Source organism: Alkalihalobacillus alcalophilus ATCC 27647 = CGMCC 1.3604, assembly GCF_000292245.2.
Taxonomy (GTDB): Bacteria; Bacillota; Bacilli; order Bacillales; family Bacillaceae_D; genus Alkalihalobacillus; species Alkalihalobacillus alcalophilus.
This window is the reverse complement of sequence record NZ_ALPT02000082.1, coordinates 1-17306: the sequence shown is the minus strand read 5'-3', so window position 1 is coordinate 17306 and position 17306 is coordinate 1. Positions and strand designations below refer to the sequence as shown.

Annotated in this window: 16 protein-coding genes; all 16 read right to left on the bottom strand. The window is 38.8% G+C overall.

All coding sequences use genetic code 11. The features are described from left to right. Positions 1-182: 182 nt before the first annotated feature. The 16 genes from BALCAV_RS17250 to glmU all read right to left on the bottom strand — a co-directional run bounded on the left by BALCAV_RS17250 (position 183) and on the right by glmU (position 17095). The gene (locus BALCAV_RS17250) at positions 183-674 is read right to left on the bottom strand and encodes a S1 domain-containing RNA-binding protein (protein WP_003322386.1); all 492 of its coding nucleotides are present in this window, start codon (positions 672-674) and stop codon (positions 183-185) included. Between the two features lie 74 nt (positions 675-748). Beyond that, the gene (locus BALCAV_RS17245) at positions 749-1129 is read right to left on the bottom strand and encodes an FtsB family cell division protein (protein WP_003322387.1); all 381 of its coding nucleotides are present in this window, start codon (positions 1127-1129) and stop codon (positions 749-751) included. 11 nt (positions 1130-1140) lie between these two features. Further along, positions 1141-1746: a spore cortex biosynthesis protein YabQ gene (gene yabQ, locus BALCAV_RS17240; protein WP_003322388.1), complete on the bottom strand. Its 606-nt coding sequence runs from the start codon at positions 1744-1746 to the stop codon at positions 1141-1143. Then, on the bottom strand, positions 1743-2024 hold the full coding sequence (gene yabP / locus BALCAV_RS17235; protein ID WP_040324166.1) for a sporulation protein YabP: 282 nt from the start codon (positions 2022-2024) through the stop codon (positions 1743-1745). The genes yabQ and yabP overlap by 4 nt, the downstream gene beginning before the upstream one ends. Before the next feature lie 586 nt (positions 2025-2610). Next, positions 2611-2985, bottom strand: a complete 375-nt coding sequence (mscL, locus tag BALCAV_RS17225) for a large conductance mechanosensitive channel protein MscL (RefSeq protein WP_003323887.1) — start codon at positions 2983-2985, stop codon at positions 2611-2613. Positions 2986-3026: 41 nt separating this feature from the next. Further along, on the bottom strand, positions 3027-3605 hold the full coding sequence (locus BALCAV_RS17220; RefSeq protein ID WP_003323888.1) for a GNAT family N-acetyltransferase: 579 nt from the start codon (positions 3603-3605) through the stop codon (positions 3027-3029). A gap of 173 nt (positions 3606-3778) precedes the next feature. Continuing rightward, positions 3779-4042: an RNA-binding S4 domain-containing protein gene (locus BALCAV_RS17215; RefSeq protein ID WP_003323889.1), complete on the bottom strand. Its 264-nt coding sequence runs from the start codon at positions 4040-4042 to the stop codon at positions 3779-3781. Positions 4043-4053: 11 nt separating this feature from the next. Next, positions 4054-5517 (bottom strand): bifunctional methyltransferase/pyrophosphohydrolase YabN, encoded by a 1464-nt coding sequence (yabN, locus tag BALCAV_RS17210; RefSeq protein WP_003323890.1) that lies wholly within the window; start codon positions 5515-5517, stop codon positions 4054-4056. 73 nt (positions 5518-5590) lie between these two features. Beyond that, positions 5591-7192: a putative polysaccharide biosynthesis protein gene (locus tag BALCAV_RS17205; protein WP_160173434.1), complete on the bottom strand. Its 1602-nt coding sequence runs from the start codon at positions 7190-7192 to the stop codon at positions 5591-5593. 1178 nt (positions 7193-8370) lie between these two features. Further along, positions 8371-8910 (bottom strand): stage V sporulation protein T, encoded by a 540-nt coding sequence (spoVT, locus tag BALCAV_RS17200; protein WP_003322522.1) that lies wholly within the window; start codon positions 8908-8910, stop codon positions 8371-8373. Between the two features lie 206 nt (positions 8911-9116). Further along, complete coding sequence (gene mfd, locus BALCAV_RS17195) at positions 9117-12656, bottom strand: transcription-repair coupling factor (RefSeq protein WP_003322523.1); 3540 nt, start codon at positions 12654-12656, stop codon at positions 9117-9119. Positions 12657-12946: 290 nt separating this feature from the next. Further along, positions 12947-13177 (bottom strand): anti-sigma-F factor Fin family protein, encoded by a 231-nt coding sequence (locus tag BALCAV_RS17190; RefSeq protein ID WP_003322525.1) that lies wholly within the window; start codon positions 13175-13177, stop codon positions 12947-12949. Positions 13178-13364: 187 nt separating this feature from the next. Next, the gene (gene pth, locus BALCAV_RS17185; protein WP_003322526.1) at positions 13365-13922 is read right to left on the bottom strand and encodes an aminoacyl-tRNA hydrolase; all 558 of its coding nucleotides are present in this window, start codon (positions 13920-13922) and stop codon (positions 13365-13367) included. A gap of 98 nt (positions 13923-14020) precedes the next feature. Next, positions 14021-14647, bottom strand: coding sequence for a 50S ribosomal protein L25/general stress protein Ctc (locus BALCAV_RS17180; protein WP_003322527.1), 627 nt, complete (start codon positions 14645-14647; stop codon positions 14021-14023). 108 nt (positions 14648-14755) lie between these two features. Next, positions 14756-15706, bottom strand: coding sequence for a ribose-phosphate diphosphokinase (locus BALCAV_RS17175; protein ID WP_003322528.1), 951 nt, complete (start codon positions 15704-15706; stop codon positions 14756-14758). Positions 15707-15739: 33 nt separating this feature from the next. Beyond that, on the bottom strand, positions 15740-17095 hold the full coding sequence (gene glmU, locus BALCAV_RS17170) for a bifunctional UDP-N-acetylglucosamine diphosphorylase/glucosamine-1-phosphate N-acetyltransferase GlmU (protein ID WP_003322529.1): 1356 nt from the start codon (positions 17093-17095) through the stop codon (positions 15740-15742). Positions 17096-17306 lie beyond the last annotated feature (211 nt).

The window sequence follows — 17306 nt, the reverse complement described above, 5'->3', positions numbered from 1 at the left end:
TTTAAGATTATATAAAATGACTCGCTTTTCTTTTTTCCTTCCGTTTTCTGGTCTTATATCTGAACTTAACTCGCCTGTTTCTCTCCTTGCATAAGATTTGCCAATTTAAATTCTTCACAACAAAAAACAAGAGCCCATTTAGGCTCCTGTTCATTTATCGTTCAATAGGATCTGGCAACAAATTACCCCCTACGAGCGCCTCGACCACCACGCTTGGAGTCAGTTTGACGTTTCAATGTCGTTAGGCGTTCTTCGCTATCCTTTAAGAAGCGACTCACCTTATCTTCAAAAGATGGGCCTGGACGATGATTGTTACGTGCTCCTTGACCTTGTGAGCGTTGTGAAGATTGATAAGGTCGACTTGGACGAGCTGGTCTTTGCGGACGAGCTGGACGTTCTGAACGGGCTGGTCTTTCTGGACGTTCTGAACCTTCTGGTCGATCTATCGCCTTACGAATTGACAAACCAATTTTTCCATCCTTTTCGACGTTTACGACCTTAACCTGTACTTCGTCGCCTACCTTTAAAAACTCGTTAATATCCTTGACATAATTATCAGCTACTTCACTGATGTGTACAAGGCCTGTTGAACCACCCGGCAGCTCGACAAATGCTCCAAAATGAGTGATTCCTGTAACCTTACCCTGTAATTTGCTGCCTACTTCAATTGACATGAAAAAATAGATCCTCCTTAAGAAATCTAGAAATGTTCATTTGAATATATTATACCCGATGAGAAAAAAAGGTGTCAATCTGAGGATGTATTTGGCAGAGTAAAAAGAGTTTCACCTTTTTTCGTAAAGAAATAATCTCTGCGGGCAATCTCAGCAATATAATCTAAGTCATTATAATTGACGATTTCCTGTTCTAAATATTGCTGCTCTGCTTTCAGCTGTTCCAATTCAAGCTCAAGTGCAGCTTTTTCCTGATTTTTTTCGGTAGTTAATACCATTTGATTAAAAAGTAAGATTCCACCAATAACAGCAAATAATGCTCCTAGGATCCCAATAGCAGTTAAGCGCTTCATTAAACCTCGACGTTTTTTTTGTTGAATCGCTAGCTCCTGTTCTCGTTGTTGCTTATAAGCTGAATCAATTTCACGAATGGTTGATTTCTGATTTGAGATCACTCAATCACCCCCTAATCCTTCCTCTTCTTCAACTTCTTCCTCATCACTTCCCATAAATCCTTTATTTTTTTTACATAAGGTTTGAGCCAAATTTGGAGTTTATCCGTTAATTTGTATAGCATCGTCACTTTTAAGATACTATTTAATACCCATTTGGTTATTTTCCAAACCGTTTTTAAAATAAAGATTATAATGGTTAGGCATGTAGTTATTATCATCATACATAAGGAGTAAAGGAGTTTCAATACGTATTTTATCGGGTTAATCAATAAAATTGTTAAGAGTTTTGTCATAAATTTGTAGATTGCAATAAATGCTTGAATCAGCCATTCTAATATTTTTAAGTAAAGCTGGCGGCATAAAGCTTGATAAGCTGCATAACCACATAAAATCGCTAAAAATACATAAAATCGGATTTCTCCGTTGTTCACTTGTAATAGAACATAAAAAAGCACAAAGCCTTGCAGTAGCCAAAACACTAAATCATTTAACGCGGTCAGCCAATGGAAGGAGGACCTTTCCTTAGAAAATCGGCGATACGTATCAATGGATGCCCCGGCCCAAAGGCCAAAAGCAAACATCGATAGCATCGTATAAAATTGAACCGTTAAACTCACTTAAATAACTTCCCAAAAAAACCTTTTGATTTATCTTGACTGTTTTGATCTAAATAAACAAAGTCAAAGATTTTTCCTTCTATTGAAACGATCCCCTGTTCCACGTTCAAGTTTTTCATATGGAGATTCTGACCTCTGACCGATAAAAAGCCCATAACGGTTTCAAGTAAAAACTCTTCATTATCAAAGCTTTCTACTTGTTTTACCCCTGTAATATCTAAATGCTTTCTGCTTTTTAAAATAATATCATGATCATTTGACTGTCTTTCTTGTCCCATCGGTGAGCCAAATTGATATTGATCCACGTTATCTCCTCCTCGTACATGCATTTGTTACACTTTATGAGCAAGAAGAATAAAATAGAACAAGCCTTCCTTTTTAATTCGATTTAACCGATAGACTCAACCGCATGTTCCTTGCAGTCTTATTCTTATCTGCTCAACTTTCGCATCAAGAAAAAATAATAGGCCCTCAGACTGTCAACGATTGAACCGTTCATGTAAAGTCAATTTGAGTATTGTATCGCCCTAAAGTCAATCTCTATCAACAGTTAAGGGTCTCTCATACGCTGTGAAAGTTGAGTTATCTGTTAAAAAACAATAACAAGCTCAGTGGGCAAAACGGAGGCAATGCAATACCCGGAGACTCCTGCGGGAATAGTGAAGGACGGGAGACCCCGCAGCGATAAGGAGGCTCCCGGTTCACCCGCGGAACGCGTAGGGTACGCAGTGAGCGGAGTATATCAAACGACAAAGACTAAAAAGCATAAAGTATTACCGCTGCAAGTTAATAGCCCTCATGCCTGCAAAAACTTGAAAAGCACAAAGCCTACCCACTGGTAAACTTTGTGCCCTTTCTAACCGATTAATGATTTTGTTCTTTTTTTAACAAGTCTCGAATTTCTGTTAAAAGTTCTACTTGAGGGTCCACTTCTTCTTCTACTTCCTCTTCTTTACGCTTTAAACGATTAATGACTTTAACAAAGACAAATAACGCGAGGGCAATAATAAAGAAGTCGACAATGGCCTGAATGAAGAGACCGTATTGAATGACAGCATCTCCAACTAAATAACTTAAATTAGAGAAATCAATTCCGCCAACAAGTACTCCGACAAATGGCATGATAATATTATCTACTAAGGCAGAAACAATACTTCCAAATGCTGTTGCTATAACAACAGCTACTGCTAAGTCGACTACATTCCCTTTAATCGCAAATTCCTTAAACTCTTTCCACATATTAAAACCTTCCTTACTTAAAAAGCTGATTAAAATGAAGATTATACCCCATTTTCACTTCTAAATTTATCTTTTCCAATTGAATAAAATTCAACCATTTCATAGTGTCCTTTTGACCAAACATAGGACGGTTTTTGTTCCTGCTTTATCATCCCGACTTTATGTAATAGTTTAATCGATGCAAAATTGTTCGCCAAACATTTAGCATCAATCCGGCAAAGACCAAGTTGGTTAAAGCTAAAATCAATCACTTCCTGGACAACTTCAGTCATGAGCCCTCGTTTCCAATAAATCGGGTCAAGCTGATAGCCAATTTCGGCAGCCCCTTCTTTAGGCAACCATTTTACATACCCACAGACACCAATTAAGCGATTTGATTCCTTCGCAAAAATTCCCCAAGGTGCAGGTCGGCCCTTCTTATAACAATTTAGGAGATAATCTACATATTCATTTGATTCTTGTTTCGTTCTGACAATTTGTTCGTCTGACAAAAAACTAGATTGTCGCTCCAAACTTAATGAAATGAGATCGAGTCGGTCTGCGTCTTCTACTTTTCTTAATCTTGTCCGTAATGTCGTTAGCTGTGGCAAATGATAAAAAAATGGATAAGCAACCGTCAACAATACCCCTCCTTTAATATACAGCGAGTCCGATTTTTCGAATTCCTAACGGACACAGCTAGATTAAATAGAATTAATTGAGATAAAAATCGTTTTAACTTCGGCCGAACGATTTTATCACTTTGAAGAAAAGGTATTCAAACGGGCTTAGTTTCATGCCACTTGGACTTCAATTAAGTTGGGTTAACTTGTTCTTCTTTAATAATAGTGTACATCATGGCCGCTTCATCTTTTCTGACCATTTCTTTAATCGCATCCACTTTTACCGTTACGACTTTTTGACCAAACCTCACTTCAAGCTCGTCTCCTGGTTTAACACTTGTGCCGGCTTTAGCTACTTGACCATTTACAGCAATTCTTCCTTTATCACACACTTCCTTCGCCAATGTCCGCCTTTTAATTAATCTTGATACCTTTAGAAACTTATCTAATCTCATGCCGTCACCTTCTATTTAAATTTTTCTTTACTTTGTTCCCAAATTTCATCCATTTCTTCTAAAGTTACTTCTTCTAACGTTTTCCCTCTTTGAACCAACTCTTTTTCAATCTCTTTAAATCGATTTACAAACTTTTGATTAGCTAGTCGAAGAGCATCCTCAGGGTCTAATTGGTAATACCTCGCTAAATTAACGATGACAAAAAGTATATCCCCTAATTCCTTCAGCATCTCATCCTGATTTTCCTGCTTCACCTCGATTAAAAATTCATCAATTTCCTCTTGCAGCTTCTCCCACATTGGTTGGGGATCAGCCCAGTCAAAGCCCACTTTCGCTGCAGCCTTTTGAATACTTAATGCCGTCATAAGTGCAGGCAGCCCAGCAGGTTTTTCTTTCATAATTGAAGAATCGACCTCCTCGTCACCTTTTTCAGAACGTTTTATGTCTTCCCAATTTGATAAGACCTCTTCTTCATCTTGCACGATTGTATTGGCAAATACATGTGGGTGCCGACGGATCATCTTTTCTGTAATTGATTGAATGACGTCCTGAATCGAAAATAAGCCGTCATCCTCACCGATTTGAGCATGAAGCATTACTTGCAAAAGAACATCACCAAGCTCCTCAATCATATGTTCATCATCTTGTTCATCAATGGCTTCAAGAAGCTCGTAGGCCTCTTCAATTAAATACTTTTTTAAAGACTCATGTGTTTGCTTTTGATCCCATGGACATCCACCAGGACCTCTTAATTGTGCAATCACTGTGCGTAATTGACTAAATTCCTTCGACAACAGTGCCGCATCCTGCACAGGTGGTACATATACAGCCGTTAAATTATTTAAAGTCGTCACATGGTCAAGCTCATACAAAGGCACCTCTTGAATGACCTCTTCACTTGAGCCAACAGCTGTGGCTATATAGACGGGATAATCATCTGGTAGAAGCTCCATTAAAGTTAACTTCACTTCGGAGGCGATAAAAGCATCATACACTTGGACGATAATGAGATGATGCCTAATTTGCAATTCATCACGTTGCAATGCTGTACCATCGACAATTTGTAACCCTTCAATCGGGTCTATTTTTAAAGCATTATACATTGGATCCAAGAAGCTTTGTCCACCTAAAAATTCAACCTCTATTTTTCCGTTCTCAACCTTATGGGCGAGTAACTGCACAGTTCGTTCTGCCACAAACGGATGGCCTGGAACAGCATACAACACTTCCTCCTCAGCAGCTTTAGTCAAGAGGGTAGCTACAATCTCTTCATATACTTGCTCAAATTGATCGTGCTTTTGATAAATAGCATCAAACGAAATAATTTCAAGACCTTCTTCTTTTAGTTGCTGTACAGCCGGATGATCTTCTGTCCGAACATAGATTTTTTTAGCCTTTACTAATTGACGATACAACCCTAATGGCATTTGCTCAAGGTCTCCTGCCCCTAATCCCAATACCCTAATTTTATTCATCTAATCCTCCTTATATAAAAAGCGAAGCCTGTTTGCTTAGAACCGATTTTTCTCGAGCTTCTAACAGGTGTAGCTAAACTTTACGAAACCGAGCTCTCATTTTATTTAATTTCGGGATTGATTCCCATTCCTTTTCATTAAAAACTGGCAAAACAAGGACACTTATACATACAGTCACTGCACCAATCACAACAGTACTTAGTGCTAATATTGTATCATGTAATCGACTCGGCTCAAGTAAACCGCCTAAAAAGGTTCCCCAAATGGTCGTTGTCACATAAAGGAGAACAAACGTTATGAGGACAGCCCCATACGGTTTACCTTTTCCCCACAATGACTGATCATGCTTATATATTCCATACAGCATACTCCCTGCCATTACCACAAAAGAAAGGACTGTGGCAGAAGCAGCACCAAAAGCGCCATACATTGGAATAAACATAACATTTAATAAGAGCTTTACCCCAACTCCAATCATAACCGCAATGGCCGGTAAATGAACCTGACCATACCCTTGTAAAATCGCTGCACCTGTCATATATAGAGCACTCATAAAAACAGCAAGCGAAAAAACCTTAAGGACACCACTGCCACTCCGATCAGTAAAGAGCATGCTGTTCAACGGCTCCATAATAACGATTAATCCAAGCGTCGCCACTCCCGCTATTAAAATCGTCACCCTTAACGTCAAATTTCGGTAAAAAAACATTTGTTTCTGTTGTTTTTCCGAGCGCGCTTTTGATAATAGTGGAACTAAAGCAAGGGCAAACGTCGTTGTCACAATCGTTCCCAACTGTAAAATAGGCTGACCGCGATCGTATAAAGATTTTGTATAATAAGCTGCAGCAGAATCCAATCCATACCCTTCTAGCAAACGAATCATTGAGAATACGTCAACAAATTGAAAAAAGATAAACGTCAACGCCCCTATACAAATAAAAAAGCTTTGCTTAAAAAAGGAGAGACTTTGTTTTAAAAACACTCCAAATCGATTCTCTTTCAGTTGAAACCAATCGGACCACACCATTTTTCTTGAACATAAAAAAAGAACAATAATCGCCGCAACTGCACCGGCAAGTGACCCATATGCAGCCCCAACTCCCGCTCCATAAGGTCCATAGTCGAGTGTCAATAAGATAATCGCAAAAATAAGGATCCCAACAACCCTGACAAACTGCTCACTTACTTGAGACAAAGCAGTTGGTAGCATATCCTGCTGCCCCTGCGTAATGCCACGCCCTATACTTAAAAACGGCATTAATAAAAATACGAAACTAACTGCACGTAATGGTTCCGTTAACGCCACATCCCCCATAAACTGGGCAATTGCAGGTGCGAAGAAATAAAGAGAAATTGTCGCTAAAACAGCCACTAAAAGCAAACCATAAAACGCAAGCGACACAAAAACCTTGAGTTCTTCTCGCTCCCCATTCGCTCTATATTCGGCAATTTGTTTTGATAAAACTACCGGAAACCCATACATGGATAAAGTCACCATTAGCCCATAAAACGGATATATTTGCTGATACACATAAAAACCTAAATCACCTGCGATATTTTGATAAGGGATTCGGTAAGCCGCACTTAATATTTTCGCCACTAGCGCCGCTATTGATAACAATAGAGCCCCACGTAAAAAATCCTCACCCTGATCAGCTTGTCTAACACCTCTCACTCCATATCCCCCTAACAAAAAAAACACTCCCCCTATCATACACCGAAAAGCGTAGGGCGTTCGACCACAAGTGAGAAAAAATACAGGACCAGCTCTAAAGTCGCTCTTTGACTTTATGAGCTGGTCCGATTTTTCTCGAACTTGTAACGCCCGCAGCTAGACACCGAAAAGCGTAGGGCGTGTGCTTAGAAACGAGGAAAAATAAGGCCAGCCGTGGAAGTCGCTTTTTGACTTTATGAGATGGACCGATTTGACGTAAAACTTTTAATAGAAGCAGGAAATCACCTTACCAATCACTCAATGTGACGGCCATTATGTAATTCTCATCAAAGTTCGGTCACTTATCACCCTTTGCGCAAGCCCGTACTCAATCAATACCACGCATATATCCCATCAGTGCCTTTTGATTCCCTTTCTGGCTCTGATTCGATGGCTTCTGGCTTCATTGACAGCCTTTGATTCCCTTTCTGGCTCTGATTCGATGGCTTCTGGCTTCATTGACGGCCTTTGATTCCCTTTCCGGCTCTGATTCGATGGCTTCTGGCTTCATTGGCGGCCTTTGATTTCCTTTCTGGCTCTGATTCGATGGCTTTTGGCTTCATTGACAGCCTTTGATTTCCTTTCTGGCTCTGATTCGATGGCTTTTGGCTTCATTGACAGCCTTTGATTTCCTTTCTGGCTCTGATTCGATGGCTTTTGGCTTCATTGACAGCCTTTGATTCCCTTTCTGGCTTTTATTCGATGGCTTCTGGCTTCATTGACAGCCTTTGATTCCCTTTCTGGCTCTGATTCGATAGCTTCTGGCTTCATTGGCGGCCTTTGATTCCCTTTCTGGCTCTGATTCGATGGCTTCTGGCTTCATTGGCGGCCTTTGATTCCCTTTCTGGCTTTTATTCGATGGCTTCTGGCTTCATTGACAGCCTTTGATTCCCTTTCTGGCTCCTATTCATAAGCTTTTGACATCATTGGCACCCTTTGATTATAAGTTCGGTCACTTATCACCCTTTGCGACACCAATTATGTAATCCTCATCGAAATCGGGCCACTATTCCCGCTTTAAAACACACCACGACACAAACCACCTTATGACACGTCATTTCAATAACCATAATAAAAAGTAGATGAGGCTCTTATGATTCCCCATCTACTTGAGTTAAGGTCTTTCTATAGACCTTTGGTTATTGTTCCATTTGCCGCGCTAAGAAACTGGCAGCTGTCTCTGCTAACTTTTGCTCAACAGCACCGGAAAAGGCTTGTTCTTTACTGAAGATAACAACGGCACCGATTGGATCACCACTCGCAATAATCGGAGCAATAACATAACCCTTTAATGATTCTGTATTTTCTCCAACGAGCTGGTATTCTCCACTATTCGTTTCTAATTTCGATTGTCGATCCTCTAGAACCTTCTCAACAACCTCACCTACGCTTTTATTAGCGTATTCTTTTTTGGATGCCCCAGCTACCGCAATATATGTATCGCGATCAGCAATTAATACATTATGCTTTAAGCTATCATAAAGGGCTTCTGCGTATTCTTTTGCAAAATCACCCAGTTCCGAAATGGGGGAGTATTTTTTTAAAATGACTTCTCCGTCTCGATCCACAAATATCTCAAGAGGGTCGCCTTCTCTAATCCTTAAAGTGCGACGGATTTCCTTTGGAATAACCACTCGACCTAAATCGTCAATGCGTCGTACAATTCCTGTAGCTTTCATGCAACAATGCCTCGCTTTCTAAAGATGTAATGTCCTAGCTGTCAAATATAAATAGGTGAATCTTTCAGTTCTTGCCTTTATTATCTTTCTACTCAGAAGAACTATTCACCAATTTATGAATTTGTTTTCTTATTTTGCGTTTTTTAACCACATTTTCTTACAAAACTAGGAAACACCTACATCATTTAGCGTTTTTAAGACAACTTTTAGGAAGATTGCTGCACTTTTCTTTTACGAGCCTTTTGAATTCCGACAACAATTTGTTCAAGATAGTCGACAATCTGGTCATCATTTAATGTTTTCGTCTTAATTGCAAATTTAATTTTTTGACCAGCTGTTCCTAATGAAACCTCGCGCCCTAACTTATTAACGATCTCAAACAATTTTGCCCCGTCCACCATACTTGAACTTTCTTCTGTTAATAACACCTGAATGGAATCTTTACTCTCTACAATTTGTTCTATTTTTAATTCATTTGATAACAGCATAATTTTTGTTAACCGCAATAAGTATTCAACATTTTTCGGATATTCGCCAAAGCGGTCGATCATTTCATCTTGTAAATCTTGAAGTTCTTTTATTTCTTCGATTCCTTTAACACGTTTATACATCTCAATTTTTTGTTTGGCATCTTTAATATACGACTCTGGAATATAAGCGTCTATTTTGACATCGAGCTCTACACGAAACGGTTTTTCCTTTGGTTTATCACCTTTACGCTCTTCAATTGCTTCCTTAAGCATTTGAGAATACAAATCAAAACCGACCGACTCAATAAAACCATGTTGCTGGGAACCTAATAAGTTACCCGCTCCCCGAATCGTTAAGTCACGCATCGCAATCTTAAATCCTGAACCGAGCTCTGTAAACTCCTTGATCGCCTGTAACCGTTTTTCAGCCACTTCAGATAAAACCTTATCCCGTTGATACGTAAAATAAGCGTACGCCACCCGATTGGAGCGTCCAACTCGTCCACGAATTTGATAAAGCTGTGATAGACCCATCTTATCAGCGTCATGGATAATCAATGTATTTACATTCGGGATGTCTACACCTGTTTCAATAATCGTTGTCGTCACAAGGACATCACTATTTCCTTCTAAGAAATCGAGAATCACGCCTTCTAACTCACGCTCATTCATTTGACCATGAGCATAACTAACCTTTGCATCTGGAACTAAGTTTGAGATTTGCTCCGTCATTCGCTCAATGTCTTCTACGCGATTATATAAGAAATAGATTTGACCACCACGTGTCAATTCCCGTTCAATCGCCTCCCGAATCAGGGCTGCATTATTCTCGACAACGTATGTTTGAACAGGAAAACGATTTTCTGGAGGTGTTTCTATAACAGATAAATCACGAACTCCTAACATCGACATATGCAATGTTCTTGGAATTGGTGTTGCCGTTAAAGTTAAAACATCAATATTCGCTTTCAACGTTTTAATTTTCTCTTTATGCGTAACTCCGAATCGTTGCTCCTCATCGACGATTAATAAACCTAAATCTTTAAATACAACATCCTTGGATAAAAGACGGTGCGTTCCGACGACGAGATCGATTGAACCAGCCTTTAAGCCTTTTAAAGTCGTTGTTTGCTCTTTTCTTGAACGGAAGCGACTCAAAACACCAATGTTAATCGCGTACTCTGAAAAACGTTCCTTTATCGTTTCATAATGTTGTTGAGCCAAGATCGTTGTCGGAACAAGAATCGCGACTTGTTTCCCATCATTAATCGCTTTAAAAGCCGCTCGAATGGCGACTTCCGTTTTCCCATACCCTACGTCGCCACATAAAAGACGATCCATCGGTCGTTCTTTTTCCATATCCTCTTTAATTTCTTCGATCGCTCTTAACTGATCTTCTGTTTCTTGATATTGGAAAGACGCTTCAAATTCTGCTTGTTCAGGGCCATCTTTACTAAAAGCATATCCTTTACTCGCTTCCCTTTCCGCATATAACTTAATTAAATCATCGGCAATATCTTCAACAGAGGATTGAACCTTTTTCTTAACCTTTTTCCAGTCGCTACCACCAAGAGCATAAATTTTAGGTTCTTTTTCTTCCGAGCCAACATACTTTTGAACTTGATCTATTTGCTCAACCGGAACATAGAGCTTATCGTTACCTGCATAACGTAAATGCAAATAATCTTTATGCAAACCATTAAACTCTAATGTTTCAACCCCTAAATATTTTCCGATCCCATGATTGGTATGCACGATTAAATCGCCAACTTTTAACTCTGAATAACTCTTGATCCGCTCAGCGTTGGAGATTTTTTGTTTTCTTGGTGCCCGTTTCGTTTGTTTTGTAAACACTTCTTCCTCTGTAATGACAATCAGCTTTTGAAGTGGAAGTTCAAATCCGCTATGCAGTGTTCCTGTCATAACATGAACCATCCCATTTGTAAGCTCTGTTTTTTGCTCAACGACTCGAACGTCAATTCCTTCTTCCTCTAAATTCAAGGATAAACGGTTCACTCGTTCTTTCGTTCCGGCCATAAATACAATTGCATACCCTGCCACTTGCCACCTTTTTAATTCCGATTCAAGCAATTGCATTTGTCCATGAAAATGCTGCATCGATTTGCAATTAAAATTGACAATATTTTGTGGGCTTGTTGATGGTACATGCTTAATAAATAACGATAAATAATTAAGTGGAAAAGTCGACTTCCTTAATTCTTCAATGGCATCGACTGATAATGTCACACCATGAACGATTTCTCCTTGCTCTAATAAAGCGGTACTCCATCCCGCCTCTTCCTTTTGTAAGGATTCTGCCATTTCTTTGACCCGACTCATCTCGTCCACAAAGACGACCGTATCCTCTTCCATATACGAAATAATCGAATGAATGGCATCGTAATATATAGCCATATATTTATACATGCCTTGAAATGGAGTCTGTTGTTTTAGCTGTCCAATTTCATACGAAATATGACGAGAGATTTTTTCTTTCGTTTCCGTTTTTCTCACTTTTTTAATACTTGCTTGCATTAATTCTGTTAAGGCGATACTTGCACGCTCATAATCATCTTTGTACAATAAAATTTCTTCAGCCGGGCCAATTGTAATTTCGGCAAGCTCTTCTTTTGAACGCTGATCATCAATGGAAAATGTTCGAATAGAGTCAATCTCTGTATCAAATAACTCCAATCGAATCGGATCACTTTCCGTTAAAGGATATATATCAACAATCCCACCTCGAACACTGACTTCACCTGGGGAACTTACCATATCAACGCGTTCAAAACCGATGGCAATTAGCTTTTCTAACAAAGTATGAATTTCACCAATATCATCAGCCCTTTTTAAGTGAAGCTGACTTAAACGCCAGTATGAAGCCGGAGGTAATAAACGCCTCATCCCTGCAAGAGGCACGATGACGATTCCTTTAAAACCACTTATTAATTTATTTAAAACGTCGATTCGCTGAGCTTTCATTTCTGGGCTAGCAATCGCGATTTCAGCCGAAATTAATTCATTAACAGGGTAGAGCAGAACCTCCTCTTCTGACATAAGCTCCACTAAATCCTCATATAATTTTTGGGCTTGGTATAGGTTATGGGTCACAACTAATTGAGAACGCTTTGTTTCTCGATAAAGCGTTGCCATGACAACTGTTCTTGCCGAACCAGATAGCCCTGAAAGCAGCTGTTCTCTTAAGCTTGAATCGATTCCATCTACAACCGCCCTAATCTCCTCATTATTCCTAATATAATTTTGCAATCCTAACATCCTTTTCCCCCTGCTTTCAACATGATTCCTCAACCTTTAGATTCCACCGCTTTATAAAAAAGCATCCACATTTTCTACTAACCTTTTTAAACTTTCCTTAACGTGTGCTGATACATAAAACGTACTCTTTAAAGCTTATATATATTCCTTTTTGCTTAGATAAACCCTTTTATTATCAAAGAATGAATAGTGCGACAAATGAACAGAAAAACGCTTTGGCTCGTTTGCCAAAGCTTCTCTGCTCTTCTACTTATTCCCGTACATGACGCGAAAGTTAGAATCCTTACAGATTATTGAATAAATGAATCGATTTCATGAAAAGTTGGATTAATCGTTAACGCATCAAAACAATCTTCACAAATCGTCTTCACTTGTATATCTCCATTTGTTTGATAAGCTAACACATTCTCGCGTTCCTCTGAATTTAGCTGGTCAAAACCAAGAGTTGAACTATCCACTTTTTTCTCATCAATTTGGCCAATTTTTAAGTCACAATGGCGGCATTGGTAAAAAATCGCCATTGGCAGCCCTCCTTTGATTATAACTAGTTCCCCCCTACAAATAAAGTGTATCTTCCACCCTTCCGTTGATTATCCGCAAATAGATGGTTAAATAACTCTTTCCAGTAAACATTATTACTGTCACTTTTTTGAAGGAAGTTTTTTTATAACTTAGTATGAACTAGTTTTAAGGAGACTATTCGGCCACTTAGTTAAACTTATTCATTACTTCTAAAAAAGAAGCACTCGTCCAAGCTTCAACCGCCCCAGTTGCTTGTTCAATCGATTCATTGATGGCTTGACGTTCATCTGGATGATATTTCCCTAAAACATAATGAACAATTGGTTCACCATTTTTCGGGCGATCGACTCCAACACGAATTCGGTTAAATTCCTGTGTTCCTAAATGTTGGATTAATGATTTAATCCCATTATGCCCACCAGCACTTCCTTTTTTTCTTAAACGAATTTTTCCAGCTGGTAAATCTAAGTCATCATATATAACGACGAGATCTTCCAACGGAATCTGAAAATAATCCATTAAAGGCCTAACTGATTCGCCTGATAAATTCATATATGTAAGTGGTTTTAATAAGTACACTTTCTCGCCATTAACGATACCGGTACCATAAATCCCTTTAAATTTTGCTTGATTCAATTCAATTCCTAATGTTTTTGCACAAGAATCAATAATATCAAAACCAATATTATGCCTTGTTCCAGCATATTTTTCGCCTGGATTTCCTAGCCCAACGATTAACTTCATTGAATACCGCCCCTAACACTCGTTCATTCAGTAAAAGGTATAGTCAGAAGACTATACCTTTTACGATTTATTTTATCATGTTTTTAAGTAAATGTTACTTATTCATCTTCAGATTTTTCATTAATTACTTCTGGTTCTGCCTCAGCCTCCACAGGCTCATCTGGATCAACTTCTGCTGCTGGGGCCTGAACGGTCACGATCGTTTCCTCGTCTTCATTTTTAATGTCGACAGAAACTCGTTCACGGATATCGGCAATTTGGATAGCATCACCGATATGTAAAGATGAAATATCGACTTCGATGTTTTCTGGAATGTCTGAAGGTAGACAATGAACAACAACCGTATGCATCATATGAGCAACAATTCCACCTGCATTTGCTCCAGGTGAGTCCCCTATTAAATGAATGGAAACCTCAGCTTCAATTTCCGATGTCATATCAACTTCAAAAAAATCAGCATGAACAAATTCATTTTTGATTGGATCCGTCTGTAAATCATATAGCATGACTTGATGTTTTTTACCTCCATCTACGTCCAATGAGAAAATTCCGTTTTTCCCCACTTCACGAACTGTTTTTAAAAAATCAACAGACTCGACGGATACGGGTTGACTATCAATTTTATTTCCATATAAAACACCTGGTAAAAAGCCTTCTTTACGTAACTTCCTTGTCGTAGACCCTTGTAAGTTTTCACGTCGATTTGCTTTTAATACTGTAGCCATTTTTATCACCTCAAGTTAGATTTACACAAATATTCTCTCTACATATGTGTTCCCCTAATCAATGAGATTCAAACCCGTTTTCAAAAAAATACTGGAAGTTTCTAGTGCTCAATCAAATAATGTACTTACTGAAGCATGCTCATGGACACGAATAATCGCCTCTGCCATAAGTGGGCCAACCGATAACGGTGTAATTTTATCAATTTGTTTATCTTCTGGTAGAACAATTGAATTCGTCACTACCAACTCTTTAATTTTAGAATTTTTAATACGCTCAATCGCCGGACCAGATAAAACAGGGTGGGTACAGCAAGCATATACTTCTTTTGCACCATGCTCAATCAAAGCATTGGCAGCTAAAGTAATCGTTCCAGCTGTATCAATAATATCATCAATTATGATCGCCGTTTTTCCTTCAATATGACCAACGATATTCATAACTTCAGATACATTCGGTTTCGGACGACGTTTATCAATAATCGCAATCGGTGCTTTTAAACGATCCGCCATTTTACGAGCACGTACTACTCCACCATGGTCAGGAGAAACAATTACGACATCTTCTAATTGTTTTTCTTTAAAGTAATCAGATAAAATAGGCACACCCATTAATTGGTCAACTGGAATATCAAAGAATCCTTGAATTTGAGTAGCATGTAAATCCAAAGTTAAAACACGAGTCGCTCCTGCCGTCTCTAATAAGTTTGCTACAAGTTTAGAAGTGATCGGCTCACGAGCACGTGCTTTACGATCTTGACGTGCATATCCATAATAAGGCATGACAATATTAATCGTTTTAGCTGATGCTCTCTTCAAAGCGTCGATCATAATTAAAAGCTCCATAATATGCTCATTTGCCGGAGCCGATGTCGATTGGATTAAATAAACATCACAACCACGAATACTTTCTTCAATATTGATTTGAACTTCCCCATCACTAAAGCGCATAACCGAACTTTTACCCATTGTCACACCAATATGTTCCGTTATTTCATGGGCCAACCCTTTATTAGAATTTAACGTAAAAACCTTTAAACTTGGATCGCTATATTTAGGCATGTCGTTCCCTCCACAATTTTCGTTCAGATAAATTTATTTCTGATAATTTTCTTTGTTTGTTTGTCGTGCACGTGCAATCGATAACGCACGACTTGGTACATCATCGGTAATCGTCGATCCTGCCGCAACCAATGTATCCGCCCCAATCGTAACGGGTGCAATTAAATTAGCATTACAGCCAATAAATGCTCTATCTCCAACACTAGTTAAATACTTGCTTTTCCCATCGTAATTAACCGTAATCGCTCCACAACCAAAGTTCACATCTTGACCGATTTCGGCATCACCAATATAGCTCAAATGCGAGGCTTTACTTCCTTTGCCAATGGTTGCTTTTTTCACTTCGACAAAGTTTCCAATTTTTACCTCATCTTTCAAAATTGATTGCGGTCGAATATGAGCAAAAGGACCAATTTGAACATCGTCACCAATCTCACTATCGGAAACGACAGACTGTTTCACGATCGTATTGTTTCCAATTTGGCTATTAGTCAATTCACTATTAGGGCCAATCAAACAATCAGCTCCAATTATTGTCTGACCATTAATCATTGTTCCGGGATAAATAACGGTATCTGGACCAATTGTAGCATCTGTTGAAATATACGTTTGACTTGGATCAATAATCGTAACACCAGACCGCATCCATTTTTCATTTGTTCTTTTCTTCATAATCGCTTCTGCCGCACTAAGGGCGACACGATCATTAATTCCCATCGTCTCTTCCATCGTGTTCGCTTGGAAAGCCGCAACCTTACCACTACTAGATTGAACAATCTCAACAACATCTGGCAAATAGTATTCACCTTGTGCATTGTCATTACCTACTTTTTGTAAAGCCGCAAATAATGTTTCATTATCAAAGCAGTAAGTTCCTGTATTGATCTCGTTCACTTGTTTTTCTTCTTCTGACGCATCTTTTTGTTCCACAATTCGTTCAACAAGTCCTTGTTGATTTCGGATAACCCTTCCATAACCAGTAGGATCGGCAGCAATAGCTGTTAAAACCGTGACTTTTGCTGATTCCTTTTCGTGAGCTTGTAGTAACTGATCAATCGTCTCTTCTGTTAAAAGTGGTGTATCTCCACATAAAACAACTGTTGTACCTTTTTTATCTGCTAATAATTGTTCTGCTTGCAAAACAGCATGACCCGTCCCTAATTGCTTCTCTTGAACAACATAAGAAACTTGATCACCAAGCACTTCTTGAACGACTTCTGCACCATGACCGACAATGGCTATCTTTTCGTCAAAGCCTACGCGATTTACTTGATCCACTACATGTTGAACCATTGGTTTTCCACAAACAGGATGAAGAACTTTGTACAGCTTTGATTTCATCCGTGTACCTTGACCTGCTGCTAATATAATAGCATATCGATTACTCATTGCATCCTCCCAAACGAACCTTTTTTTCCATTACGAATATATCTCAAAATCGCTTCTATTTCAAGGTGAAAGCGAACCTGTTTTTTTTTGAAGAGCACAGTGTCACGCAAAATTCATATATAGGGTTAATTTAAGTAACTCTTCTAAAAAAAGGCAACCAGCTACTTAGAAGGCAAAAACAAACCATCCATATGAAGGTTTCAATGGCTAT